The 24,466-nt window shown below is 62.6% G+C and carries 21 protein-coding genes; 8 read left to right on the plus strand and 13 right to left on the minus strand.

What is annotated here, in order from left to right; translation table 11 throughout:
- Positions 1-122 precede the first annotated feature (122 nt).
- The 3 genes from CH268_RS23470 to CH268_RS23480 all read left to right on the plus strand — a co-directional run bounded on the left by CH268_RS23470 (position 123) and on the right by CH268_RS23480 (position 5,806).
- A complete protein-coding gene (locus tag CH268_RS23470; protein ID WP_094666045.1) occupies positions 123-3,233 on the plus strand; it encodes an NAD-glutamate dehydrogenase domain-containing protein in 3,111 nt (1,036 codons plus the stop codon).
- Positions 3,234-3,344: 111 nt separating this feature from the next.
- Positions 3,345-4,229, plus strand: a complete 885-nt coding sequence (locus CH268_RS23475; RefSeq protein WP_094666046.1) for a universal stress protein — start codon at positions 3,345-3,347, stop codon at positions 4,227-4,229.
- Between the two features lie 23 nt (positions 4,230-4,252).
- Complete coding sequence (locus CH268_RS23480; RefSeq protein ID WP_032383980.1) at positions 4,253-5,806, plus strand: APC family permease; 1,554 nt, start codon at positions 4,253-4,255, stop codon at positions 5,804-5,806.
- A 90-nt stretch (positions 5,807-5,896) separates the two neighbouring features.
- Here CH268_RS23480 and CH268_RS23485 read toward each other — a convergent pair whose 3' ends face one another.
- Positions 5,897-6,307, minus strand: coding sequence for a MarR family winged helix-turn-helix transcriptional regulator (locus tag CH268_RS23485; protein ID WP_052056790.1), 411 nt, complete (start codon positions 6,305-6,307; stop codon positions 5,897-5,899).
- A 67-nt stretch (positions 6,308-6,374) separates the two neighbouring features.
- Between CH268_RS23485 and CH268_RS23490 the strand changes: the two genes are divergently transcribed.
- Positions 6,375-7,289: an SDR family NAD(P)-dependent oxidoreductase gene (locus CH268_RS23490; RefSeq protein ID WP_176458038.1), complete on the plus strand. Its 915-nt coding sequence runs from the start codon at positions 6,375-6,377 to the stop codon at positions 7,287-7,289.
- An 86-nt stretch (positions 7,290-7,375) separates the two neighbouring features.
- On the opposite strand, the gene phnA is transcribed toward CH268_RS23490, so the two are convergent.
- The 3 genes from phnA to CH268_RS23505 are packed head-to-tail and all read right to left on the minus strand — an operon-like array spanning position 7,376 to position 11,048.
- Positions 7,376-8,734 (minus strand): phosphonoacetate hydrolase, encoded by a 1,359-nt coding sequence (gene phnA, locus CH268_RS23495; protein WP_032385623.1) that lies wholly within the window; start codon positions 8,732-8,734, stop codon positions 7,376-7,378.
- A complete protein-coding gene (locus CH268_RS23500; protein WP_057473796.1) occupies positions 8,731-9,660 on the minus strand; it encodes a LysR family transcriptional regulator in 930 nt (309 codons plus the stop codon). Before CH268_RS23500 ends, phnA begins: the two co-directional genes overlap by 4 nt.
- Positions 9,657-11,048, minus strand: a complete 1,392-nt coding sequence (locus CH268_RS23505; protein WP_176458039.1) for a cation:dicarboxylate symporter family transporter — start codon at positions 11,046-11,048, stop codon at positions 9,657-9,659. The genes CH268_RS23500 and CH268_RS23505 overlap by 4 nt, the downstream gene beginning before the upstream one ends.
- A gap of 299 nt (positions 11,049-11,347) precedes the next feature.
- Between CH268_RS23505 and CH268_RS23510 the strand changes: the two genes are divergently transcribed.
- Positions 11,348-12,511 (plus strand): epoxide hydrolase family protein, encoded by a 1,164-nt coding sequence (locus CH268_RS23510; protein WP_094666049.1) that lies wholly within the window; start codon positions 11,348-11,350, stop codon positions 12,509-12,511.
- A 53-nt stretch (positions 12,512-12,564) separates the two neighbouring features.
- Here the strand turns inward: CH268_RS23510 and CH268_RS23515 are convergent, their stop codons facing one another.
- From CH268_RS23515 to CH268_RS28340, 6 genes are all read right to left on the minus strand, one after another.
- Positions 12,565-13,422 (minus strand): MerR family transcriptional regulator, encoded by an 858-nt coding sequence (locus CH268_RS23515; protein WP_048319501.1) that lies wholly within the window; start codon positions 13,420-13,422, stop codon positions 12,565-12,567.
- A gap of 386 nt (positions 13,423-13,808) precedes the next feature.
- Complete coding sequence (locus CH268_RS23520) at positions 13,809-15,053, minus strand: globin domain-containing protein (RefSeq protein ID WP_094666050.1); 1,245 nt, start codon at positions 15,051-15,053, stop codon at positions 13,809-13,811.
- A 41-nt stretch (positions 15,054-15,094) separates the two neighbouring features.
- Positions 15,095-15,535: an RrF2 family transcriptional regulator gene (locus CH268_RS23525; RefSeq protein WP_094666051.1), complete on the minus strand. Its 441-nt coding sequence runs from the start codon at positions 15,533-15,535 to the stop codon at positions 15,095-15,097.
- A 296-nt stretch (positions 15,536-15,831) separates the two neighbouring features.
- Complete coding sequence (locus tag CH268_RS28480; RefSeq protein ID WP_094666052.1) at positions 15,832-16,176, minus strand: PLD nuclease N-terminal domain-containing protein; 345 nt, start codon at positions 16,174-16,176, stop codon at positions 15,832-15,834.
- Entirely contained in the window at positions 16,119-16,385 is a 267-nt protein-coding gene (locus CH268_RS23535) for a DUF1876 domain-containing protein (protein WP_032401200.1), read from the minus strand. The genes CH268_RS28480 and CH268_RS23535 overlap by 58 nt, the downstream gene beginning before the upstream one ends.
- Positions 16,386-16,441: 56 nt before the next feature.
- Complete coding sequence (locus CH268_RS28340; protein ID WP_141215188.1) at positions 16,442-17,047, minus strand: universal stress protein; 606 nt, start codon at positions 17,045-17,047, stop codon at positions 16,442-16,444.
- On the opposite strand from CH268_RS28340, the gene CH268_RS23545 reads away from it, so the two are divergent.
- Positions 17,046-17,975, plus strand: a complete 930-nt coding sequence (locus CH268_RS23545) for a universal stress protein (RefSeq protein ID WP_094666054.1) — start codon at positions 17,046-17,048, stop codon at positions 17,973-17,975. The two genes, CH268_RS28340 and CH268_RS23545, sit on opposite strands and share 2 nt — an antisense overlap.
- A gap of 248 nt (positions 17,976-18,223) precedes the next feature.
- Positions 18,224-18,685 (plus strand): hypothetical protein, encoded by a 462-nt coding sequence (locus CH268_RS23550; protein WP_239536011.1) that lies wholly within the window; start codon positions 18,224-18,226, stop codon positions 18,683-18,685.
- 63 nt (positions 18,686-18,748) lie between these two features.
- Here CH268_RS23550 and CH268_RS23555 read toward each other — a convergent pair whose 3' ends face one another.
- Positions 18,749-19,996, minus strand: coding sequence for an MgtC/SapB family protein (locus CH268_RS23555; protein WP_094666055.1), 1,248 nt, complete (start codon positions 19,994-19,996; stop codon positions 18,749-18,751).
- 248 nt (positions 19,997-20,244) lie between these two features.
- Between CH268_RS23555 and CH268_RS23560 the strand changes: the two genes are divergently transcribed.
- A complete protein-coding gene (locus CH268_RS23560; RefSeq protein WP_094666056.1) occupies positions 20,245-20,454 on the plus strand; it encodes a hypothetical protein in 210 nt (69 codons plus the stop codon).
- A gap of 1,341 nt (positions 20,455-21,795) precedes the next feature.
- On the opposite strand, the gene CH268_RS23565 is transcribed toward CH268_RS23560, so the two are convergent.
- The gene (locus CH268_RS23565; RefSeq protein ID WP_094666199.1) at positions 21,796-22,683 is read right to left on the minus strand and encodes a shikimate dehydrogenase; all 888 of its coding nucleotides are present in this window, start codon (positions 22,681-22,683) and stop codon (positions 21,796-21,798) included.
- Between the two features lie 50 nt (positions 22,684-22,733).
- Complete coding sequence (locus CH268_RS23570) at positions 22,734-24,461, minus strand: CocE/NonD family hydrolase (protein ID WP_094666057.1); 1,728 nt, start codon at positions 24,459-24,461, stop codon at positions 22,734-22,736.
- Between the last annotated feature and the right edge of the window lie 5 nt (positions 24,462-24,466).

A 24,466-nucleotide genomic window follows, 5' to 3' on the forward strand; every position in this document is an offset into this window, starting at 1 on the left:
AATGGAGCGGTCCGAGGACGTCGGCTGTCCATTTCGTCAGCTGTGTCGTGCGTCTCGTTCAGCCAGACTTAGCCGACAGTGAGCGTCGCCTCACCCTCGTCGAGCATGGTCAGGAGAAACAAATGAGCGGTGCCGGTGCAGTCCGGGAGGACAGCGGTGTGCGGCTGCGGTTCATCGACACTGCGGACCAACAGATGCCCGTTGCCATCCTGGAGTGGCAGCGTCGCGCTCCACTTCTCGCCGATCTGGTCGCATTGTTCGCCGATCTCGGGCTACGTGTGGCGAACCACGAGTTGTTGCCGTCGGGCGAAGACAGCGACGCCTTCGTTCACAGATTCGGTTTCAGTACCGATGAAATCGATTGGTCCGCAGCAACTCCGAACCTGCTGCGGGCTGCATTCGAGGCCGCCGCATCGGGCGATCTCGAGGTCGATGGCTTCACTCGCCTCATCGCATCGGCGTCCATCCCGTTCACCGACGCCGTTCTCGTTCGCGCCGCAGCCCGCTATCTCGGCCAGGTAGGGCTGGAGCTGTCCGAACCCACTGTGGTCTCGATACTGCTGCGGCACAGCGACTTCGTCCGAGGATTCTGCGCACTCTTCCATGCACGATTCGATCCCGACGTGACCGACCGCGACAGGCTGACGGCTGCCGCCGAGGACATTCTCGACACCGCTGTCGAGCGCACCTCGGCACTCGACGAGGATCGCTTGTTACGAGGACTGCGTTCTTTCCTCTCGGCAGTGTTGCGCACCAATTGGTTTCAGCACGACCGCACGGTAGGCGCCCCACCCGCAGCGTTCAAGATCGACCCGGCACGATTGTCCCTCTCTGCGGCCGTCACCCCGTACCGCGAAATCTTCGTGCACTCGCCGATCGTCGAGGGGAGTCACGTTCGGAGCGGTGCGATATCTCGCGGGGGCCTGCGTCATTCGGACCGGCACGACGATTTCCGCACCGAAGTACTCGATCTGATGAAGACGCAACACGTCAAGAATTCACCGATCGTGCCGATGGGTGCCAAGGGCGCTTTCGTGGTTCGAACGGAGACGACTCCCGAAGGTGTCCGCAACGCCTACACCGATTTCATCGAGGCACTGCTCGATGTCACCGACAACGTCGTCGACGGCGCGGTGGTGCATCCGACGCGCACGGTGATCCGCGACGGCGACGACCCGTATCTCGTCGTTGCCGCCGACAAGGGGACTGCCCGATTCTCCGACCTCGCCAACAGCATTGCAGTCCGCCGAGGCTTCTGGCTCGGGGATGCGTTCGCCTCGGGAGGCTCGGCGGGCTACGACCACAAGGCCATGGGAATCACCGCACGCGGCGGGTGGCTGTCGGTACGACGCCACTTCGCCGAGAAAGGGATCGACGTCGATACCGATGCGTTCACGGTGGTCGGCATCGGAGACATGTCGGGTGATGTGTTCGGCAATGGAATGCTCCTGAGCCACGCCATCCGACTCGTCGGCGCGTTCGATCACCGGCACATCTTTCTCGATCCGAACCCCGACCCTGAGGTCTCGTACCGCGAACGGGAACGGCTGGCATCGATCGCCGGAAGCAGCTGGGCAGATTACGACACCAGGGCACTGTCGTCGGGCGGTGCGGTGTGGCCCCGTTCGGTCAAGTCCATCGAACTGTCACCGCAGATGCAGGCACGACTCGGAATCGATGTCGGCTCCCTCTCCCCCAATGCACTCGTCGAGGCGCTGCTCACCGCCCCGGTGGATCTACTGTGGAACGGAGGGATCGGCACCTACGTCAAGGCCTCGACCGAGGGACACTCCGACTCCGCCGATCCGGCCAACGATTCCGTTCGCGTCGACGCGTCCGAACTGCAGGCCCGGGTGGTGGGCGAGGGTGGCAATCTCGGCCTCACGCAGCGTGCTCGAATCGAATTCGCCCTTGCCGGGGGTTGCGTCAACGCCGACTTCATCGACAACGCCACGGGCGTCGCAACCTCCGATCGAGAGGTGAATCTGAAAATCGCGGTGGATGCGGCCGTCGCGGACGGCGAGCTGTCCGTCACCGAGCGCAACAGAGCGCTGTCCCAGGTTCAGGACGAGGTTGCCGAGTCGGTGCTTGCAGATGCTGCATCGCAGACCCTGGCGATCAGCCTCGCCGAGGCCCACGCGCCGTTCCTGCTGGGCCGGCACGAACGGTTGATCGACAACCTCGAACGCGACGCGGGAATCAGTCGAGTCGCTGCGGTTCTTCCCTCGCCTGCCGAGTTGCGGGCTCGACATCGCTTGGGGCAGGGACTGGTTCGGCCCGAGATCGCGGTGCTGTTGGCGCAGTCGAAGAACCTGGTGGCCACCGAATTGCTCGCCTCTCCCCTATTGGACGACCCGGTGTTCGACGGGGTACTCGCCGGCTATTTTCCAGAATCGATCCGTGTCCTGGTTCCTCACCACATTCGCAGGCATCCACTGGCGCGGGAGATCGTGGCGGTCGTCGTGACCGGACACATGATCGACCGCGTCGGGCCCGGCATGATTCACCGGCTGGAGGAGAGGCTGGGCGTGAGCACTGCCGATATCGCGGTCGCGTATGCCGTCGTGCGCCAGGTTTTCGACATCGACCACCTGTGGGACATCGTTGCCGATCTACCTGGAATCCCGCAGAGCACCAGGCTGGTTTTGCAGTTCGGTGTTCAGGATCTGATCGAGCGGACCACGTCGTGGTTGTTGCGGAACCGCGACGAACATTCGACGCCTCTGGAGACGATCGAACGCCTAACGCGGCCGGTACGTGAACTCCGAGAATCGTTGCCGGAGTTGACCGGCGATCTCGTCGTCGATCAGAACACACTTCGAATCCTCTCCGAGGCATTCGCATTGGAGACGACGGCCCGGTCGCTTGCCCGACCGATAGCGCACGTGGCGCAGACGTATCTCGAATTCGGCCGCGTCGTGGGTCTCGACCGGTTGGTGGAACGCTCCTCTGTCGCCTCCGGTGGAGCCGACTACTGGGACGCCATGGCAAGCGCGATTCTGGTCGATGCGATTCGTGAGCACTGGCACAACATGACCGAACAGGTCCTGTCCGAGGCGGTACACACCGATTCTGCTACCGACGCCGTTGCAGCGTGGCAGTCTGTGCACACCAATTCCGTCGAACGATTGGCCCAGATGGTCGGTGAACTCCACAGCGTGGAAGGGCTGAGCAATTCGCAAGTGTGCGTGGTGAGCGCAGAGCTGTCGCTCGCCCTGTCTCGGTGCCGATGATTCGCAGGAGCGAAGCCTGCGGAGTGACTATTTCATGCAGGAGCGAAGCCTGCGGAGTGACCATTTCAGCACTACCTCTACCTGTTCGATCGAAACGAAGGAGCCGTCCCCATGCGCTTGATCGTCGGATATCTCGCCACCCCCAGCGGTAAGGACGGTCTTACCCTCGGGGTGCAGCTCGCCCGCAGCCTGGGTGCTCAACTCGACATCTGCATGGTCCTACCGCCGGACCGCACCGTTGCGTCCAGAGTCCCCGCCGAAACCGGTTACGAGGACGTCCTGGTCACACGAGCGCAAGGCTGGCTCGACGAGGCGAAATCGTTGGTGCCGTCCGACATCGAGGTCGCCGTGCACGCGAGTTTCAACGACTCGTTCGCCCAGGGACTGCTGGACGAGGTGGCTCGGCTGGGGGCCTCGGCCATCGTCGTGGGTGCGTCCGGAGACGGCCTGCTCGGACGGCATTCCGTCGGCTCGGTCTCGACCGAACTGCTGCATTCGGCACACGTGCCGCTTGCGCTCGCGCCGCGCGGCACCCGGCACTCGTCTGCTCGGGAGATTCGTCAGGTGACCTGCGCACTCGGAACCAGGACGGGAGCAGATGTATTGCTGCGGACGGCGGTACGCACCTGCGAAAGAATGCACACTCCACTGCGGCTCGTGTCCCTGGTTGCGCTCGACCCCCGCAACGATCTTCGCGATGCCCGGGACAGCTACGACAGCGCGCGTGACCGGGCCGTCGCGCACGCACGTGTCCTCGTGGACGAAGCGAAATCCACCTTGCCGGAGGATTTTCCGATATCGGTGACCATCGCGGACGGGTCGTCCGTCGAGTCTGCGGTGCGGACGCTCGACTGGCAGGACGGCGACCTCGTCATGGTCGGCTCCAGCCGCCTTGCCCAACCGCGCCGACTCTTTCTCGGTTCGACGGCAGCGAAGATGCTTCGCGTCCTGCCCGTTCCCATGGTGGTCGTCCCCAAGCAGGAGTTCGAATCATGAATCCGTCGACGGAAGGCTCGAATATGGGCAAGAACGCAAGCGGGCCCTCGCCCACTGCAGGTGAAGTCAGCGCCAAGGGGCTGGCGACAGGCACAGTCGGCACCTTCTCCGGTGCGATACTCGGAATCTCCTCTGTCGCACCGGGTTACACTCTGACGGCAAGCATCGGTCTGATCGTCGCGGCCGTAGGTCTGAAAATGCCGGCAATCCTGATCGCGGGCTTCGTTCCGATGTTTCTCACCGCTTATGCCTACCGCGAGCTGAACTCCGAGTCTCCCGATTGCGGCGCGTCGTTCACGTGGTCGACCAAAGCATTCGGACCTTACGTCGGATGGATGTGTGGGTGGGGCATGGTGATTGCGACGATCATCGTGTTGTCCAATCTTGCGGCCATCGCGGTGCAGTTCTTCTATCTGTTCATAGCGAAGTTGTTCGACACTCCGTCGATCGCCGATCTACCGGGCAACAAGTTCGTCAATGTCGGTACGACGCTGGTGTTCATCGCAGCGGCTACCTGGATTGCCAGCAGAGGCATCACCACGAGCGAAAAGCTGCAGATCGTCACGGTCGGCTTTCAGATGGTTCTCCTCGTCGTCTTCGCCGTCGTTGCGCTGATTCATGTCGGAGCAGGAGACGCCCCGGGCGAGGTCACTTTCGACTTGGACTGGTTCAACCCGTTCACCGGCGTGGCTGTCGGTGCGTTCGTCATCGGACTCACGGGATCCATCTTCGCTTTCTGGGGTTGGGATACGTGCCTGACGCTCGGCGAGGAATCGAAGAACCCGAAGACGACGCCCGGCCGCGCCGGGTTGCTCTGCGTGGCAACCATTCTGCTCACATACCTCCTCGTCGCGGTGGCCGCCATGATGTACGCAGGGGTAGGCGAGGACGGCCTGGGCCTGGGTAACCCGGACAACGCCGAGAACGTCTTCGGCTCTCTGGCCGACCCGGTGCTCGGTAAATGGGGCGGGCTGCTGCTGTTCCTGGCCGTGCTGGTGTCCTCACTGGCGAGCTTGCAGACCACGTTCCTTCCGGCTGCGCGAACGATGCTGGCGATGGGTTCCTATGGTGCCTTCCCCAAGAAATTCGCCGAAGTGTCACCTCGCTTCCTGGTGCCTTCCTACGCAACCGTCGTCGCAGGGGCCATCACCGCAGGGTTCTACACAGTGGTCACGTTCCTGTCCGAGCGCACTCTGATCGACACCATCGCGGCCCTGGGCATCATGATCTGCTGGTATTACGGCATCACGGCCTTTGCCTGCATCTGGTATTTCCGCGGCAGGCTGTTCGACAGTGTCCGTAACACTGTCTTCCGCTTCCTGTTTCCACTTCTCGGTGGCCTCATGCTGCTCGCCGTTTTCGTCATATCACTCGGCGAGAGCATGAATCCCGACAACGCCAGCGGAGCCTCGATCGGCGGCATCGGACTCGTGTTCTTCCTCGGCTTCGGCATCCTCGTCCTCGGCGCTGTGCTGATGATCGTCATGAGGTTCCGCCATCCCGCATTCTTCGAGGGCAAAACCCTCGACCGCAACACCTCCGCGTTGCGAGACGAAAGCGATCTGGCGGGCAGGTAGCCGAGGCCCGAGAACGGCTCGAGTGCCCGACCTCAGTTGTGAGGTCGGCACTCGCGCACGAGGTGACGCTCGACGCTGTAGCCGGCGCGATCACCGCACCGTGCTGAGTACGTCCAGAGTGCTCACGAACAACGTCAGTTCGTCAACGGCCAGGCTCTTCAGCGGGCTGACGGACGTCAACGCCTGGCCGAGGCGTCCTCGTGCGCGCGCTCCGTCATCGGTCAATCCGACGAATTTGCGCCTCCCGTCGACCGGGTCGGGGGTCCGTTCGACGAAACCGCGGGCTTCCAATTGCTTGACGACGAATGTGGCGTTGGAGGCATTGCATCCCAGTTGTGCGGCAACCTCGGACATCGTCAGGTCGGTTCGATCCGGGTGAACTTTCCAAAGTGCATGCGCCGTAACGAGTGTCAGGCCCTCCCGCGTGGCATACGGCAGAAACTCGTCGTTGATCCGAAGTGCAAGTTCTTGCAAGCGCAGGGTCGCCTCCAGAATGTCCACATCAGCAGACTAGCACTCCTTCAAGTCTTGAAGTACCTTGATAGTTCAAGACTTGAAGGAGATGCGGATGTTGGAACTGGATCGACTCGACGGGCGCACGGTCGCCGTCACGGGCGCTACGTCAGGAATCGGATATTTCCTTGCCGAACGGCTCGCGGGCCTGGGTGCCGAAGTTATCGTGGTGGCCCGTTCTCCGGAACGAGGACGACATGCAATCGGTCTCCTACCCCACTCAAGTCGCCACCGGTTCCTGGAGATGGACCTGACGGACATCGACTCCGTCCGTCGGGCGGGCGAAGAGTTACGCAACACCGCACAACTCGATGGTCTGGTCATGAATGCAGGCTTGGTTGCTGCACCCGCGTCGTTCGAGAGTGGCCCCTTCGGCGTGGAGCTGACTGTGGGCACGAATGCGCTCGCACATGTGGAGCTACTCCGTCTCGCCCTTCCATCCTTGGAACGGGCACCGGGTGCCCGAGTCGTGAGCATCGGAAGCATGCTGACGCAGCGCATTTCGTTCGATCCGAACAACTGGCTGTCACAGCAGTCCTATCGCCCACGTGCGGCGTACGCCATGTCCAAACACGCGACGGAGATTCTGGGTTTCGAGCTGTCCCGCAGACTTCGGAGCCGGCATTCTTCGGTCGCGTCGATCGTTGCCCATCCAGGCGGAGCAATCGACGCATTGACCGCTGATCGGCCGGGGATCCACACTCGACCTGTCGTTGTCCGAGCAGCTGCCCGAGTCCTCGGGCCCGCATTCACGTCCGTGGTGCAGGGCAAGGACTCGGCTGCCGAATCAGCGGTAGCGGCAATCGCGGCTCGCGATCTACCGATCGACGAGGTCTACCTCGGTCCGAGAAGGAATGCCTCGGGCCCACCGGTAATCGCCGAACCCGTTCGTACAAGCCGTGATCCGGAATTGGGCGCATTCCTCTGGAACGAAACCGAACGCATCATCGGTGCCTCGATAATCGCATGAAGTGGCCCGGACCATTGCCCCATAGGCAATGGTCCGGGTGCGATTCGACCTCTCCCAAGACGCACCGGACGTTGCTTGCCTGCTGCTCAGCCGGCGGCGAGAGCCTCTGCTTCGGCGACCAATGTTGTTGCTATCCAGAACGCGTCGTAGTTGTGCACCACCGCCGGCTCGCCGTAGGGCTCGTCCAGCTGCTCGGGCTGCGGCAATCGGCGGTTGATGATGAATGGGATCTGCAATTCGCCCAGCGCTCCATGCGAACGGAGCGGTGCGTCCAATCCGCTGAGATCGTGCCAGTCAGCGTATCGACCCACCGCTGTCCCGGCTTCGGCGAGCAGAATGATGTCTCCGATCCGGTCCGCCGGCTGGTGGTAGATCTCCACCGCTTCATCTCGGGTGTGGACTGCCTGCACCCCGTCCAATTTCCGCAGTTGTTCGATGACAAAATTCCTGTCCGCGTCGGCCGGCAGGTAGATGCTGGCGAACGAACCGAGTGCCCCGTGGTGCACCGTGTACGGGTCGGTGATCGGAAGGATCACGCGAATGCCCTCTGCGCCCTCGCTATTGGCATCTGTCGGAGCGACTCCGAGAATGCGACGCACCTCGTCCTCGACATAGACCACACGCGTGACACCGTCGGCGTCGGTCTTTGCACTCATTCCGTGGTCGGCAGTCAGCACGACAACTGCTCCCAACGCGTCGAGTCGCGCTGCATAGGAATCGATCATCGCGTAGAAGGCGTTTGCGACGTCGGTCCCGGGGGCGTGCTTGTGCTGGATGTAGTCGGTCAACGTCAGATACATCAGGTCCGCACCACGGGATTCGAGGATCTCGACTCCGGCGGCGAGCGCGAATTCCGAGAGGTCCGCCGAATACACCTGCGGCAAGGGCTTTCCGACCAGTTCGAGGACGTCGTCGATTCCATTGTCGGCGATAGTTGCCTGATCGGCCTTCTCCGCCGAGAAGCAGATGCCGGTCCGGGACGGCATTTCGAATGTCCCGCTGCCGTTCATGCTTGGTCCCTCTTCGACGAGCCCGGCACCGAGCAGGCGTCGTAGCTTGTCTTTCGCGGTGACCACCACGACGTCGAGGCCGGCGTCGTTGGCTGCTGCGAAGACGGTGGGTGCCCGGAGAAACCGCTTGTCATTCATGAGTACTTCTTCGCCGGTCGCGGTGTCGTAGATGTAGTTGCCGCTGATTCCGTGCACCTTGGGGGGATGTCCGGTGGCGATGGAGATGTTGTTCGGGTTGGTCAACGCCGGCATAGCGCAGTGCGCGGGCCACGAACTCGACTCACCATTGAGCATGTTGCTCAGCCACGGCATCAGTCCGGCCTTCATCGCCTCGACGTGATAGTCGGGCTCACTGCCGTCGATGCAGATCACCACCACCGGCGCCTCCGGCAGGACATAGGTACGGGAATTGACGCTGAACGTACGGGACTTCATGGTGTAACTCCTTGTTGTGAATGTGTCGTGGTGGGAATGCCGTCGGCGACGAGAGCGAGGAAATGCTCTTCGGCTCGGCTCAGGTGGCGGTCGTTACGATGTATCAGAGAGACCGGCCGGGGCGATGGCAGCGGGTCCAGGTTCAGCTCGGCAATCCTGTTCGACGCCAACGCATCTTGGCATGCCACTCGCGGCAGGAAGGACATACCCAAACCTTCCGCCACTGCGGATACGATCGCACCGGTACTCGCCAGAGTCCATGTGCGAACCAGTGGGATTTTCCAACTTTCCAGCAGCGATTCCTGGAATCGCCTTGTTGCAGATCCCTCTTCACGCAAGAGGACAACCGAGCCCCGCAGGGTTCGAGAATCACCCGACAACCCTGCCAACGGGTGCGCACGGGAGACGATGACTGTTTGTTCCTCCGGCGCGAGTGGCACGACGGTGAGCAAAGGGCTGTCCACCTCGTCGGCGAGAATTGCCACTCCGACATCACCGTCGAACACTTTGCGTAGCAATGTGGTCGAGTTCTCCACCCGCAGATCGAGAGTGACCTCCGGGTAGGCAGCTGTGAATTTTCGCAACGTAGCGGGAAGGAAAGAGCCCTCGGTGGTTGTCGTCGTCGCCCCTACGACGAGGGCCCCGGTCAACGGCCGCAGGCTCATCTTGGCCAAATCGTCCACAGCCTCGTCGGCGACAACGATCAGGCGACGGGCGTGTGCGAGCAGGACGTTGCCTGCCTCGGTCGGCGCGAAGCGCCGGCCGGTTCGTTCGATGAGCAGTGATCCCACTTCGACTTCGAGCTGCCGGAGGTGTGTCGACGCCGTGGATTGGGTGATGCCCAGAGCGCGCGCCCCAGCGGATACGCTGCCGGCATCCACGATGCCCACGTACACTCGCAGCCGTTGCAGACTGGTGAGCGTCATCGTGCCGAGGGGACAGGTTGTGGATCCGGCACGAGTGCAGTGGTGTCGAAACCCTTTGTCATCTTGTTCGATTCGTGTACGAAGCCCGGCTGGTGTCCGGCCATGATCGCGTGCACCTTGTCCGGTTCGATTTCACCCTGCCAGCGGGCGACGACGATGCCCGCCACCGCATTGCCGAGCGAATTCACCACCGCGCGGCACTCGGACATGAACCTGTCGACCCCGAACACCAGCATGACACCGGCCACCGGTATCAGGTTCGTCGCGGAAACACTGGTGGTCAGCATGACGAATCCCCCGCCGGTGACCCCCGCAGTTCCCTTGGAGGCCAACAGCATTACCAAGATCAGGATTACCTGTTGGCCCAACGAAAGGTCGATGCCGAGTGCTTGAGCTATGAATACCGTCGTCAAAGTCAGGTAGATACACGTGCCGTCGAGGTTGAAGGAGTATCCAGCGGTAACACTGATGCCTGCCGTGCCTTTCGTGACGCCGATATTCTCCAGTTTGCGCACGATCCCCGGCAACGCGACCTCCGACGACGACGCACCGAGAGCGAGCAGAACCTCATCTTTGAAGTAACGCAGCACTCGCCACGGCCGCAAACCGACCAGCATGAGGATGCCGCCCAGGACGACGACGACAAACACCAGGGACGTGGCATAGAACGTCGCAATCAGTTTGGCCAGCGCACCCAACGAAGCGGCACCGAAATTTCCTGCGGTGAAGGCCATGGCCCCGAATACACCGACCGGTGCCGCCCACACCACGATTCTGACGACCTGAAAAAGCGCCTCGCTCAGCCGTTCCACACCGCGAGCGATGTCGCGTCCGCGCTCCCCCATCAGCTGGAGGCTGATGCCGAAGAGAATTGCGAAGAACAGAATCGGGAGGATGGCACCGTCTGCCAAACTGGCAATGATGTTGGACGGGATGATCTGAAGGATGTAGTCGTACCAGGAGAGGTCCTGGCCGGCGGCGATGCCGTCCGCGACTTTGTCGGTCACTTCGAGCGAGTCGACGTCCGTGTTCAGGCCCGCGCCCGGTTCGATCATATTGACGGCAAGGAGGCCGAGGCCGAGTGCGATCGAGGTGACAACTTCGAAGTAGAGAAGCGACCGCAGAGCGACCTTTCCGACCGAACCGAGATTCGCGACCGCGCCGATGCCTGCGACGACCATGCACAGCACCAATGGTGCGAGCGTCATCGTCAGAAGGCTGACGAAGGCGTCGCCCAGTGGTTTGAGGGCTTTGCCGGTCGTGGGCCAGAGGAGGCCGACCGAGGTGCCGAGGGCCATGGCGATCAGAACCCAGATGTACAGATGTCGGTACCACGGGGTTCGTCGCGCTGCGACCACAACCCGTTCCGCGCTCGATGGATATGACATGGCCAGTCCTCCTCGTGGCGATTCGGTACCGCCTGTGACCATGGTCCGAACCGAATCGGGCACACCAGTGAACGAACAATGGCCGGAGCGTGAACGGGACAACCAATCTGACCGACGACCCGATGGGCCCCTATCGCCGAACTGGATGGCCGAGGACTTCGACCCCTTCGGTATCGAATCGATCGGTAGTGGCCGAAGCTCTGTAGCGACGAAACTGACTCTGGCACAGCGGCGGACGTGACCACGTGGTCCCACCGACTCCCCTGACCCCGGCCACATCAGGACGTAGACTCCCCTTCATGACGCGTCCCGAACCATTCGTTTCGACGACTCTTGCTGCGACGCTGGATGACCTGAGAACACGACTTCGCGCAACACGGTGGCCGGACAGTCCTGCCGATGCTGGGTGGTCGCTCGGTGTCGACGTCGAGTACCTGCGTGAACTCGTCGAATACTGGGCCGACGAATTCGACTGGACAGCAAAGGAGTCTGCCCTATCGAAGCATCCTCGATTCCGGGTCGACGTCGGCGATCTGGGCATCCACTTCGTGCACGCGCGGGCAGTGGCACCGGTGGGCCCGGTTCTTCCCGTGGTTCTCAGCCATGGATGGCCGGACTCGTTCTGGCGCTACTCGAAAGTGGTGTCGCTGCTGACCGACCCGGGCGCACACGGTGCCGACCCCGCCGATGCCTTCGACGTCATCGTGCCCGACATGCCAGGTTACGGCTATTCGGATACACCGGTAGGTGCCCCTTTGAATTCGATTGCGGTAGCCGGCGTTTGGGCGGAGCTGATGCAGATTTTGGGGTACACCCGCTACGGGGCTGCCGGAGGCGACATCGGCAGCGCCGTCAGCCGCTACCTGGCACTCGATCACCCCGACTCTGTCGTGGCCGTCCACCGTATGGATGCGGGACTGCCCGTGTTCACCGGCGACCGCGCCGAACTGTCACCGCAGGAGCAGGACTTTCTCGACAGGTCCGCCGCGTGGGGCAGTACAGAGGGTGCATACGCTGCGATGCACCGCACGAAACCGCAGACCGCTGCCGTCGGGTTGACCGACTCCCCGGCCGGGTTGGCCGCATGGATCGTCGAGAAGCTGCGAGGGTGGACCGACGGCGACGGTGACATCGAGCGCAATTTCACCAAGGACGAGATCCTCACGAACGTCACCCTCTACTGGCTCACCGAGACCATCGGCTCGTCGATGCGTATGTACAACGCCAACGCGTCCATTCCCTCGGAGCAGCACGCCCGCCGCGTCGAGGTGCCGTCAGGGTTCTCGTTCTTTTCGGGTGACCTCTTCACGAATCCGCCCCGCGCGTGGCTCGACCGCGTCGCGAATGTCGTTCGTGTGAAAGAACTTCCGCGCGGTGGGCACTTCGCTCCGTTCGTGGAGCCCGAGCTGTACGCTCGAGAACTACGCGAGTTCTTCCGACCGTATCGCGCGGACCTTGCCTAGAGCGCCCCAACACACCTGAGTTCCTCTGCGCCCAGCACCTGATTCCCGAAGCGCTACCGGGGTTCGTCGAGTTCCAGGGCCAATTCCATGCACCGCAGGCGTGCAGGAGAGAAGTCGTACGGCATCATCCGGACGGCCTCGGTGAGGCTCGTCGACCCGCACGCCGGACCGGCGTCGGCGAGAGCGGGGTGCGACTCGTCCCAGGCGTCGAATCGGGCGTCGTCGGCCTGCGCCAGGCCGGAGCTCTCGATGACCGCATGGAGGGCGGTCTCGAAGGCGTGCCGTTCGGCCGCGACCTCCGCCACGCGGGGGTCGTCGACGGAGACCGAGTCGTCGAGCGCCCCTTCGGCGGCGTCGACTCGGTCGGAATACTCCCGCAAGTCCAGGTGGGTGGCCAGGGCGATGACACGCGACGCCTGGACCGACGCGCCGAGCTCGCCGAAGATCCGCTCGGTCACGAGCAGGGTGTCCAGGTCGTCCTGCCGCACCGCTCCCTGGGGCAAGTCGACGAGGCGCTCACTCACGACATCGGAGAGCAGGCCCAACCTGCTCCCCCGCGCACGCATGCGCTGCACGGCGGTCCGTTGCCGCTCGAGTTCGGCCTGCCTGGCGACGATGACCCCTTCGAGCCGATCAAGGATGCGCGCGACGTCGCTGTCGGAGGTGCCGGACGCGTCGGCCAACGCGTCGCGGATATCGTCGAGGGCAATGCCGGCGTCCGCCATTCGGCGGATCCACATCAGCCGAATCATCTCGTCGTAGCCGTAGCGGCGGCGGTCGTCGCTCCCCCGCTCGGGCTCCGGCAACAGACCGATCTGGTGATAGTGGCGAATCGCTCGCGGAGTGGTGCCGACGAAGGCGGCGGCTGCCCCGATCGTGACTTGGCGCGGCGGGATGAAGGACGAGAACATGTGCGAGCCTTCCTCATTGGGCGGAATATGCTCACTGCACCACATGACCCTACGGAAGGTGCAACTCGCCGCCTGATTTCGCGCGTCGGGCAACACTGCACCGAAGTCTCACATTGCCCTCCCCCTTTGCTGAAACAGCAAACATTCTTGCTTATTCACACGTTGTCGTCGATCCTGTGAAGAACACCGAACGAGATGGAGATGCCTGACAATGACCTCGACTACGAACAACGACTCGGATCGCACAGGTGATGTTGACGTCAGGGAGGGCAGACATGAGCCCTTCTCGGCCGCTATGGAAGCTCTTGTGGCCGAACGCGTTCTCGGAGATCGCCGCCACGGCGTTTCCATCTGACGACAGAAGGTGGCCCGGGACGCCGGCGCGGCTACCGGACGACGCTTACGCCGAGCAACCACTCGTCCGGGGCGAACAGTTCGCAATGGACACGCGACTTGTCGACCCCACAGTCGACGAGTTGCGATCTGGCGGCCTGCACGAAACCGATACCGCCGCAGACGAAGAACGTCGCACCCTGAGGAAGTTCGACAAGAGTGAGATCCAACCGCCCATGGTGTGCATCGGCCACATCGCCGGGCTCCTCGTACCAGAGTTCGAGGACGGCGTTCGGCAAGGCGTCGACCAGTTGTCGCTGACGGGCCCGAAGCGGATGGTCGGCGGGGCTACGGTCTGCGTGGACAACCAACACCTCGGATTGCGTACCCGACAGAGCGAGATGTTCGAGAATCCCGTTCATCGGCGTGATGCCGATGCCGGCCGAGATCAATACGGCGGACCCCGCAGAGATGTCGGCTGTCGGCAGATCACCGAACGGGATGCTGATGTCGATGAGGTCTCCCGGGCGTAGCGTGCTCGAGATCCAGTTCGACACTTCACCTGCCGGGCAGCCACCGCTGGCGACGACAGGCTTGACGGCGAACGTCAATTCGCCTGTGTCACTGCCGGAGATGAGGCTGTACTGGCGGATCTGTCGCGCGCCGTCGGGCAGAGTCACTCCGACCGAGACGTACCCACCCGGGTGCTCCTTTCGAAGCTCGGGCCAGTCGCCGGTCACACCGATCACCACTACCCCGGACGGATCTTCGGTGCGCGTAGTGACGATTCCGCGGTGAAAGACCTGTCCCGCAACCACTCCCGCGCTCTCGTAAAGGCGGTTCTCGAGATCGACGAGAGTGTCGGCCATCATCCAATACACCCGGTCCCAGGCTTCGGCGACTTCGGTCGTCACTGTCTCGGCACCGAGTACGTCGACGATCGCAGCGAAGAGGTGCTCGTAGACGATCGAGTACTGGTCGGCGGTAATTCCGAGAGATGCGTGCTTGTGTCCGATCCGGGACAGCATTTCGTGCGGGTGCGGCAGCGTCGGGTCAACCAGATGGGTGGCGTACGTTGCGATCGACGCGGCCAGAGCTCGTTGCTGCGCTCCCTGTGCCTGATTCCCGCGGTTGAACAGGTTTCGCAGCAGCTCCGGTCGTGCGGCGAACATGCGTGCATAGAAGTTTGTTGTGATGGCGTCGATATTGGCACCCACCAACGGCAACGTCGCTCTGACGACGTCGACGTGATCGGGTTGGAGCTCGTGCTCGACAGTGAGGGGACCGAACGTGGACATAGGTATTCCTTCCAATGGACCGCCGACGTCGAAATGGCAGGTCAGGGTGAGGGAAAAGCGACCATTGCGAGTGAAATGGTCGGGGACGCGGCTAGATCGTCGATCGTGTAGCGGTCGAGTTCGCCATAGAACGCTTCTTTGGCGACGGCCAGGGCATGCCGCAATCGGCAGGCGGCAAGAAGTGGGCAGGGCTGGTCCCCTACGCACTCGACGACTTCGCGATCGCCTTCGAGTTGACGGATCAGGTGGCCCACCGATATCGATCGGCCCGTGTCGGTGAGGAAGAGCCCACCGGTGCGGCCGCGCTGCGCACGGACGCAGCCCAATCCGACCAAGCGTGTAATCGCTTTCGCTACATGGTGTTCCGACGCGTTGACTCGAACTGCAATGGCTCCGGTGGTCATCCGTGGGCCGTCCGGGCCGGCGGCTGCCAGCAACATCATCGCCCGTAGGGCCAGATCACTGAAGCGAGTCAGTTGCATGTCTACGACGGTACTCAATCCCGCACACCCGATGCGGGTTTTGGAGCGTGGGTTCAAACACCACGATCCGTGCGGTTTTTACACCTGGACATTCCTCACAACTCCGAGGCCAATTCTTCGATAATTCGCGTTGCCGGGTCATTGGAAGCGCTGCGGTGCCCGGCACCGGCCCACAGATTGATGCCGTGAGGCTCGGCACTCGGCCTTCGCACTGCCCGCCGTCATCGGGGCAGGCGTCACCGTACTGGCACCAGCAAGTCGATCGGTCGGACGTGGCTCAGCTACAGCGGCGACGCCTATTGGAGCGGATCCGATCGCCGGCCAAAAAAGAAGTATGCGATCGGACCGAAGAAATTGACGCATATGACCGCGGCCCACAGCCGCTTGCTGCCACTAACCTGCCTGCTACTACGTAGCGCAAGATCGAGCCAAGCGGCCAAAGCCATTGCCAACTGAACAGTGCCGAGAACGACGATGCCGCGGCGGCGTCGTTCGCTTATGCCTTCCTCGGCTTCGGCTTCGGCACATCGTGCATCGTTCTCCTGCGCACCTGCAGACAGCCACGATGGATCGCGTGGTACGTTCACAGCCGCACTCGGACAGGTTCGTGGACAACCTGTTCCAGGTCTTGCGCACTGCATTCGAGCAGCTGATGAGCGAGATCCGACAGTGCTCGTGCGACGGCAAGCTCGTCGCCTATCTCGGGGACCATCGGGTCCTCGGGGCTCTTTCGCGCCAGCCCTACCCCGGTCAGCTTCGTGTCGTCGCGAGTGTGCAACCGCGCCAGGGCACGTGTCTTGTCGTCGTGTTCGTCGATGGTGATTTCGACCGACCAAGTGTGTTCTTCCATGACATGGGCCTTTCTCGACGGGGCTTCGTAGCTGCTCTGTTTCGTCACGGGCCCGGTCATCGTCCGTCGCGGCAGATCATGACGGGACGGTGCGCGTGGTGAACAAGATTGGCACCGGTCGACCCCAGCACCAGAGAGGCGATCGATCCGCGTCCGTGGCTGCCCACGATGACGAGCTGCGACTGCGCGGACAGATCCACGAGTGTGTGCGAAGTATTCCCCTGGCGCAGTTCGTGATTGATCTGCACATCCGGGTATTTCTCGGCCCATCCGGCCAAGCTCTCGGACAGGAGTGCTGCCTCCTCACGTTCATAGGCCGGCCAGTCGACGAAATACGGAAGTGCGACTCCGCCGGCTCTCCGAACCGTCCACTCCGACGACGACTCGCTGACGATTGGCCAGAACCATGGTGTCCACTCCGATCTGCGATGGGCGAATGTCCGACAGGATTTTCGGCCACTCCGTGCGGACTCATCGGTACGCAGTCCCATTGCATCCCAAGTGGATCGGGCAACCCAGGGTATAACGTCCCAGATTGTCAGGACCTTCGATCGACCCGGCGAGCGGTGCGGACCGTCGTGCCGAATTCGAGGACTTCGGCACCGTGCGACAGGTCCGAAGCCTCTCGTCCCGCTCGACCCGACCCCAGAGGATCGATGCATGACCACTGCGATCGACCAACGAAAGAATCTCACGGTTGTCGGCGTCGACGGCTCCGTGTCGGCTCGGAACGCTGTCCGTTGGGCTGCCACCGACGTAGTCGGCCGAGACACCACACTGTTGCTCGTCTATGCCGGTGTCGATCTGGACATCACGCGCACCGGAGCACTGGACGCGAACAGTGGCACCGCGTCGGGTGCGCGTGCTCGTGCGCGGTCCGCGCTGGCCGCCGCCCGCGTCATCGCGCTGTCGATCCTGGGCGACGACGCCGATGTGGAGACCGTGCTGGATCCCGGCCCACCCAACGAGGTATTGAACGAGTACGCGGACACAGCTCGGATGCTCGTGCTGGGTTCTCGTCGAAAGGGAACCGTCGCGCGGGCAGTACTGGGCTCGGTCAGTACCGATGTCGCCACTCACGCACGATGCCCGATTGCTGTTGTCCCGCAAAGCTTCACAGGAACGGAGGCAGAGTCCGACACCGCGCCCACAGTGGTGGGCGTCGACTGTTCGTCCAACGACGATGCAGTACTTGACGTTGCCTTCGATCAGGCATCACGACTCGGCACCTCCTTGCTTGCCGTGCACGCGTACGAGTCCTTGCAACCGCGAACCGGGTTCGCCCGATCCATCGACCTGGGGCCGCGCATGCGTGGCGATTCTGCTCCACAGCGGTGGATCGATCACCTCGTTGCCTCGTGGTCCGAGAAGTATCCCGACGTCGAAGTCACGGCTCACGCTGCACACGACCGACCGTCACATGCGCTCCTCGAGTACGCATCCCAATCCCACGCGCAACTCATCGTGCTCGGGGCCAGGAGCCGTGGTGCGATCTCACCGCTGTTCGGCGGATCGACCAGCCGTGCGGTACTCCATCGAGCCGATATACCGGTCGTCATCGTCCCTGCCTGCAAAGGCAAATTGCAGTAACGGCCCTGTGGCAGCACGCCGAAATACCGGCTCTGCCCGAGGAGCAACGCGCGGACGTGTTGACCTTCACCGAGAACGCGACTACGACACAAAGGCTTTCGCCATCTACGACCGAGGAAGTTCATGGATCGGTGCCGAACACGGCGATCGAGGACCTCGGCCCCTCCGAGTGGGGACGTTCGACGACAGCACCGGGTACCGCGTGATCGATAGGGTCGCTTACCGAACCGGAACGAAACGGAGAAGGCATGAACACATCGAAGGTCCAGGCAACCGTCGACGGCACCCTGCCCGACTGCTCTCCGCATCCTCAGACCACCGACAGCACGGCGTACGCCGCCATCGAACAGTTCGACGAGGGGTCGTCGAATTTGGTGGTTCGTGTGGAGGAGGTGGGAGCACGACACTGGTGGATGGCCTTGCTGGCAACGCTGGCAAGTCAATCGGGAAACGCCTACATGCGTTTTGTCGGTGTCGTCGACGAGAAACCCGTGTATTTCAGCGACACGTTCCCAGTGCCCCGAATCTGGGGATCTATTCCGCCACAGGAACAGTGGGCACCGGGCATGACTCGGTGCCTTCACAAACTCTGCCGAGAGATCGAGGACGCGGGCTGGCGACTGCACGAGAACACGATCGATCCCTGGTCGCTTTCGTACGAGCGCACCTCACCTCCGCCCGCGCGCGGGCTCAGTCGAGCTACGTGCTGAGCTACAAGACGTGCATCGACGCCTCTGCGCTCGAAACCGACGAGCGGAAAGGTCCGCTGCAGTTCACCCCATCGTCACCGCGATGGTCATCACGACGGCGAAGACGACGGTCGGCAAAGCCATGGCCGCAAGAAACCCGAGACCGAAGCGATGCCCACCTGAAGTGAAGGCCAGCACGCTCTTGACCAGCAGATTCGATCCAAGCGCAGCGGCGATTGCCTGCAGCGCGCTGTCGACCGTGATGGTGCCTTTCGCAGCAAGGCTCGCCGCCCCGAGAGCACCGGCGTGAGCATCGGCGAGACCCGCCGCAGCTGCGGCGAGCACCGCTCCCCGCGAACCCAGAACGTCAGCACCCCATCGGCCGACGAAGAGGGCGAAGACGAGAACAGCAGCCAACACGAGTGCCGGCCGCAACGAAAACGGCCGCGCGGCGGTATGCGGCTCGACGCCAATGCTCATCACCTCAGCGTCTCGTGGAGCCACTGAGGCACCGCGGTAGACGATGGCAGCGACTACAACGAGCACCATGGCACCCGCAACCACCGGGGGCCACAGTCGTCGAAGAACGTCTGGCTCGACGAAACCGATAACGACGAGCAACTGTATGAAGGTGGCAAGGCTGGCAACGAGCGCCCCGGCGAGCGGTGCCCGCATCTCATCGGCTGTCCGGCTCAGCCGGCCCATCGACGCAGTTGTCGCACTTGCGGATACGAATCCGCCGGCAAGACCCGTGACGAGCAGACCGCGCTGAGGCCCGAGCGTCCGGACGCCGATGTATCCGATCCATCCGATACCGGTGAGCAGAACGACGAGGAGCCATACCTTGGCCGGGTTGAGCACACCGTAGGGTCCGATTTCGCGATCAGGTAACAACGGCAGGATGACAAATGCCGCCACGAGGAACTTGATGGCGTCTTCGAGTTCGATCTCGCTGACCATCTGACGGGCGAAGCGATGAATGCGATACTTCGACATCAGCAGTCCGGCCACGATCACGGAAAGGGCGACGGCTACCGACGGGTCGGTATAGGCGAGTGCACCGAGCAGATAGGCCACCAACGCGGCTATCTCGGTAGTGGTCCCCGCGTCCTGCTCGCTGGTGCGGAGATAGGCAAGCGCCATGAGCAGCCCTACGACGACGATGCCGGCTGAGACTGCCCAGATGTCGAAGCCGGCGGCGACGGCTCCGGCAAGAGACAGCAGCGCGAACGAACGCGACCCGGCCGGGAGCGTGCGGATATGGCTGCGTTCACGCTCGAACCCGAGCAGCAGTCCGATGGCGAGCGCCACCAGGAAGGGCTCGACGTCCATCCAGCTCACGACAGTTTCACCGATCGTGCACTACTGGAACGGATTTGCCGCACCGTCCACCTTCTATCCTCGAGTCTTCGATGGATCCCGCGGTCGGATCGAATTCGCATCCACGGCCGGTCACGACGTCAGCTCTCAGCGTCGCAGTAGGTCACGATCCCATTGTCCGCAACTACATAGGGGAAGAGACAGGGCGGAAGGTCCCTCACGCGTATGACTCACGTCATCGCCCTAGGTGCGGTCCGGCAATGTTCCGACATCACCGAACGATTGGTAGAGAGCACCATCTGTACCGTGTTCTGTCCGCTCCACTCGGACTTCGAACGGGATCCGAATCCGAGATAGCCCGCACCGATCCGGCCGTGCTCAGCGGTGAGAACCTGCCGACCGGAATAGCCATTCCGAGCTCCCCGTTCGCCGTCGGCGTCATCTCACTGCTACTGGGCTACATCTCGTAGTCGCCGGTGGGGGCACTCGATCACGCGGAGCTGAGTCCAAAGCGATGCCATCGCGCTCCCACTCGATTGGAAGCGTGATGTCCCGGGCAATTGCACGGTGCTCGCGATCCGCTTCGCGACGACGGGCGGAAGCTCCGGCTCAACAGCCACCGACCGGCCGTCCGCGGGGATGCTCGCGACACCGGCCGAAAGGTACAGCATGATCGAGAAGAACCAGCTGCAGTCGCCGGGCGAGCGCCGATGATTTCTCCACTATTCAACGGTCCACAGCCGACGGTGAGGCATGCGTGGGGCGCAGGCGTGACGCCCGACCACAAAGTCACTCTTGCCCCAGATGCCCCGCTGCCACTGTCGTGTATGCGGACTTTGCTCGTGCCATATTGCCGAGCTGAGACCTACCCTGAGCTGCACATATCCGCCGAGAATTGTTCGAGCAAGCTTCGGCCAGTCCGCGGATTCAGATCCGCTGCGCCACTTGTCCATTCACGTACATCCAAATACGCAGAGTCCACGACACCCGCCGAATCTCGTTGCATATCCGAAAAGTTCGGATTTATATGGACTCCAGTGCCCCCAGTCGGACTCGAACCGACACTTGACGGATTTCAAGGTCCCTGGAAGTGGATCCACCCAGACGTCAGTGGACTCGATATTTGTTTACTTCACAACACTTTTCGTTCATAACCGTCCAGCCCAGTCCAGGTCCGAACGTACCGACTTGTGACACTCTCGTGACACCGAACTGCCGCCGATCCTCCGACACCGGACAGTCCTGATCGGTGTCGGACAGCCACGGTATCGGATGGACGAAGAGCGTCCTTGCGATCGACGCTCTGTGCGGACTAGGGACAACGAGACTCATTCGTCGCGAACCCGTATCGCCCCCTAGTCAGTCGAAAAGCGCAACGGCGAACCCCACCGCATTGGTCTAACGGCTTGTTGGACAAATGAGGCTCCAGGCGAAGCGTTAGCCATCCGGCGATGATGCTGACGGAAGCGAACAATTGCCGAGTTGCCAACAACAGACACGATGCCGCCGACGACATCGCGCGGAAACAGCAGTTTCCGCACCGTCATCAATCCATGGAGGCGAGTAATGCTCCACCGACTAGAGGTAGATCTCCGATAAGACAGATAATGTCGCTCAGCCTACTGCATGTGCTGCACAGCAACAGGTTTCGGCGATGCTATCCAGCCTGAACGTGATGCGTCCGACTTGGTCGGCGACCAGCTGTGGCGGCAGGCAACGATCGAAGACGAAGCTACTTCGTCACCCACTGCCACGCGGAACTGGCCGCACAACGATGGGCGCAGTACCCGCTCAGCGGAAGTAGCCTGAGCCTAACGGTCAACTGCCTTAAGTTTCCCTGCTCGTTCGGTCCTCAGCATGGCGCGCATGTGCGCGGCCATTGCTTCGGCATTTGCCGGCAGCCCGGTGAAGATTTCGAACGCGTCGACTGCTTGATGCACGGCCATTCCGGTTCCCGAGAGTACTCGAGCCCCGATACTGCGGGCGGCGGCAATCAGTTCGGTTTCTGCGGGTCTGTATACGATGTCCGCGACCCACAGGTCGGATCGAAGACAGTCCACGGACACCGGTGTACCGGGGTGGGCGGTCATGCCCATCGGTGTCGCGTTGACCAATCCTGTGGCTGACGAGATGGCAGCAGGCCCGTGAAGAACTGTCGATGTGGTGACGGTGCGTCCTGGAAACGCCTCGTTCAGAAGATCGACTGTCTGCGATGCACGGCGCGGGTCGGTGTCGATGATGGTGAGCGTGCCGACCTCCGCCGCCATGAGTGCATACGCGACGGCGATACCTGCACCGCCGGCACCGATCTGCACGACGGATGTCAGATCGGCGTCGGGCAGTCCCCGCTCGAGGCTCGCTCCGAATCCTGAACTGTCGGTGTTGTATCCGATCGATTGGCCGTCCCGAAAGAGAACGGTATTGACCGCGCCGAGGCGCGCGGCATCGGGCGAGAGCGAATCGAGCAGTGGCACCACGGACTGCTTGTACGGATGGGTGATGTTGAGTCCGCGAAATCCCAGTTCAGCTGCGGCGGAGACCAATCGCGGGAAATCCTCGGCATCTGCTCCGGTGACGTCGGTATCGATGATGCGATAGGCATACGTCAGCCCCTGACGTCGACCCTCTCGCTCGTGCATGGCCGGGGTCATCGACGCCGAGATCCCGCTGCCGATGAGGCCGCACACCAACGAGTCCATCGGATCCCTTGCATACATGTCGGTTCCAGCGATCGTCTCTCGCGTGGTGCTCACGAGGCCCTCTCCGTCGCGCGGGAGAGCGGAACGGTGACGAACGATGCTGCGCCTGCTGCCACCGAAACGGATTGCTCGGCGGTACGAAACTCATCGGCGGGAATCATTCCCGGTAGTCCATCGGTGCCGGGGTTGCGGTCGAAGCGGGGAAAATTCGATCCGGATATGTCGACGCGTATGCGGTGCCCAGCTAGCACGCGGTAGGCAGTGTCGCCCACGTCCACCGACACTCGGGTCATGCCGGACGACGCGTCGGTTGTGCCGAGAGGCAGCGGCGTCCGCACGATGCCGTCGACGATGTCGAGGGCGCGGCCGTTTCGATCGATGTCGATCAGTTTGACGGCCCAGTCCGAAGATGGCGCAGTAGAGGTGACGAACAGTGTCGCGTGCACCGCACCGAGAATGTCGGTGTTGTGCTCGAACGGACTGCTCGTGTACCGCAGGATGTCGGTTCGAGCGTCGAGTACACCCTGGTCTTGTTGCCCGGTGCAGTACCCGCTGTCGGAGCCGAGGAAGAAGTTCGCCCCGCCCACGGTAGGAACCGGATCGTGCGGATCGTGGACGAAGCTGTCGACGCCCTCGATAGCGACCCCTGGATCGGTAACCAGCACCCCGTCGGGGTGCAGGTAGAATTCCGTGTCGCGCGCTCGACGCGGTGGCCACACCGTCTCGTCGGACCAGCTGTTGGCCCCGCCCATGACGAAGACACGCACTTTGCTGTGCGGCGCAGTGTCCTGAACAGTGTCGGTGATACGTGACAGCACGAAGTCGACCTGCTCGCGGATGATTTCAGCGGCATCGGCAGACGCCCGGTATCCGTAATTGGCCTGGCCCAGTACCGATCCATTGGCAGTGTGTGCCCACGGGCCGATGATCAATCGCGAGTCCGGGTGGCGATTTGCACGGAACTCACGCACTGTCTCTGCAAGAAAGATGTCATGCCACCCGCCCACGTACAGGGCAGGTACTCCGGTCTCACGCGGCTCGGGCCTGGAAGCCCGCGCCCACCACTGGTCACGTTCGGGGTGTTCGAGCCACTTCTGCCACGTCGGGAAGTGTTTCGCGAGAGTTGGCACGTCTGTCAGCGGGGTCGTGGCGACCGTAGCCCCGAAATCGTCCATGGCCGCGTCCCATTCGAGGCGGTCGTCGGTCATGTCCTGCCCCTGTGATGCGCGGCGTTCTATCGACGCGTTGGCGTGGCGCATCGCCCAGTAGACCAGCATGCCGTGGAAAAGAGCCCCGCCACGGTAGACGAAGTCGTACGGGTCTCCCGAGCACACTTCCAACCCCATCGCTTCGACGCCATGGGGCTCACCTGCGACTGTGTAGAGCTGGGTCAGAGCAAGGTACGAGCGACCGAGGCTCCCCAACCGCCCGTTCGACCACGGTTGCGTACGACACCACGCGGCGGTATCGACCCCATCCTGAACCTCGTGGACGAACGGTTCGAACTCGCCCTCCGACTGTCCGGTACCGCGTGTGCTCTGGACGACGACCGCCGCCCCACGTCGAGCAATGGCGATCGTATCGAGTTGAACTGCGGTGAACGGCAGGTACGGGGTACGAATCACGATGACAGGAACCCGCAGGTGGGTGTCGGGACGTGTCACAGTGGCGTGCAGCGAGGTCCCGTCGGACATAACGAAAAAGGCATCCTCGACCACGATCTTGAATCGAACCGAGGCGTCCATTGTATCGGGACGGCGCAGGTCTTGAAGAGTCATCGCGC

Source organism: Rhodococcus sp. 06-1460-1B (assembly GCF_002258475.1).
Lineage (GTDB): Bacteria > Actinomycetota > Actinomycetes > Mycobacteriales > Mycobacteriaceae > Rhodococcoides > Rhodococcoides fascians.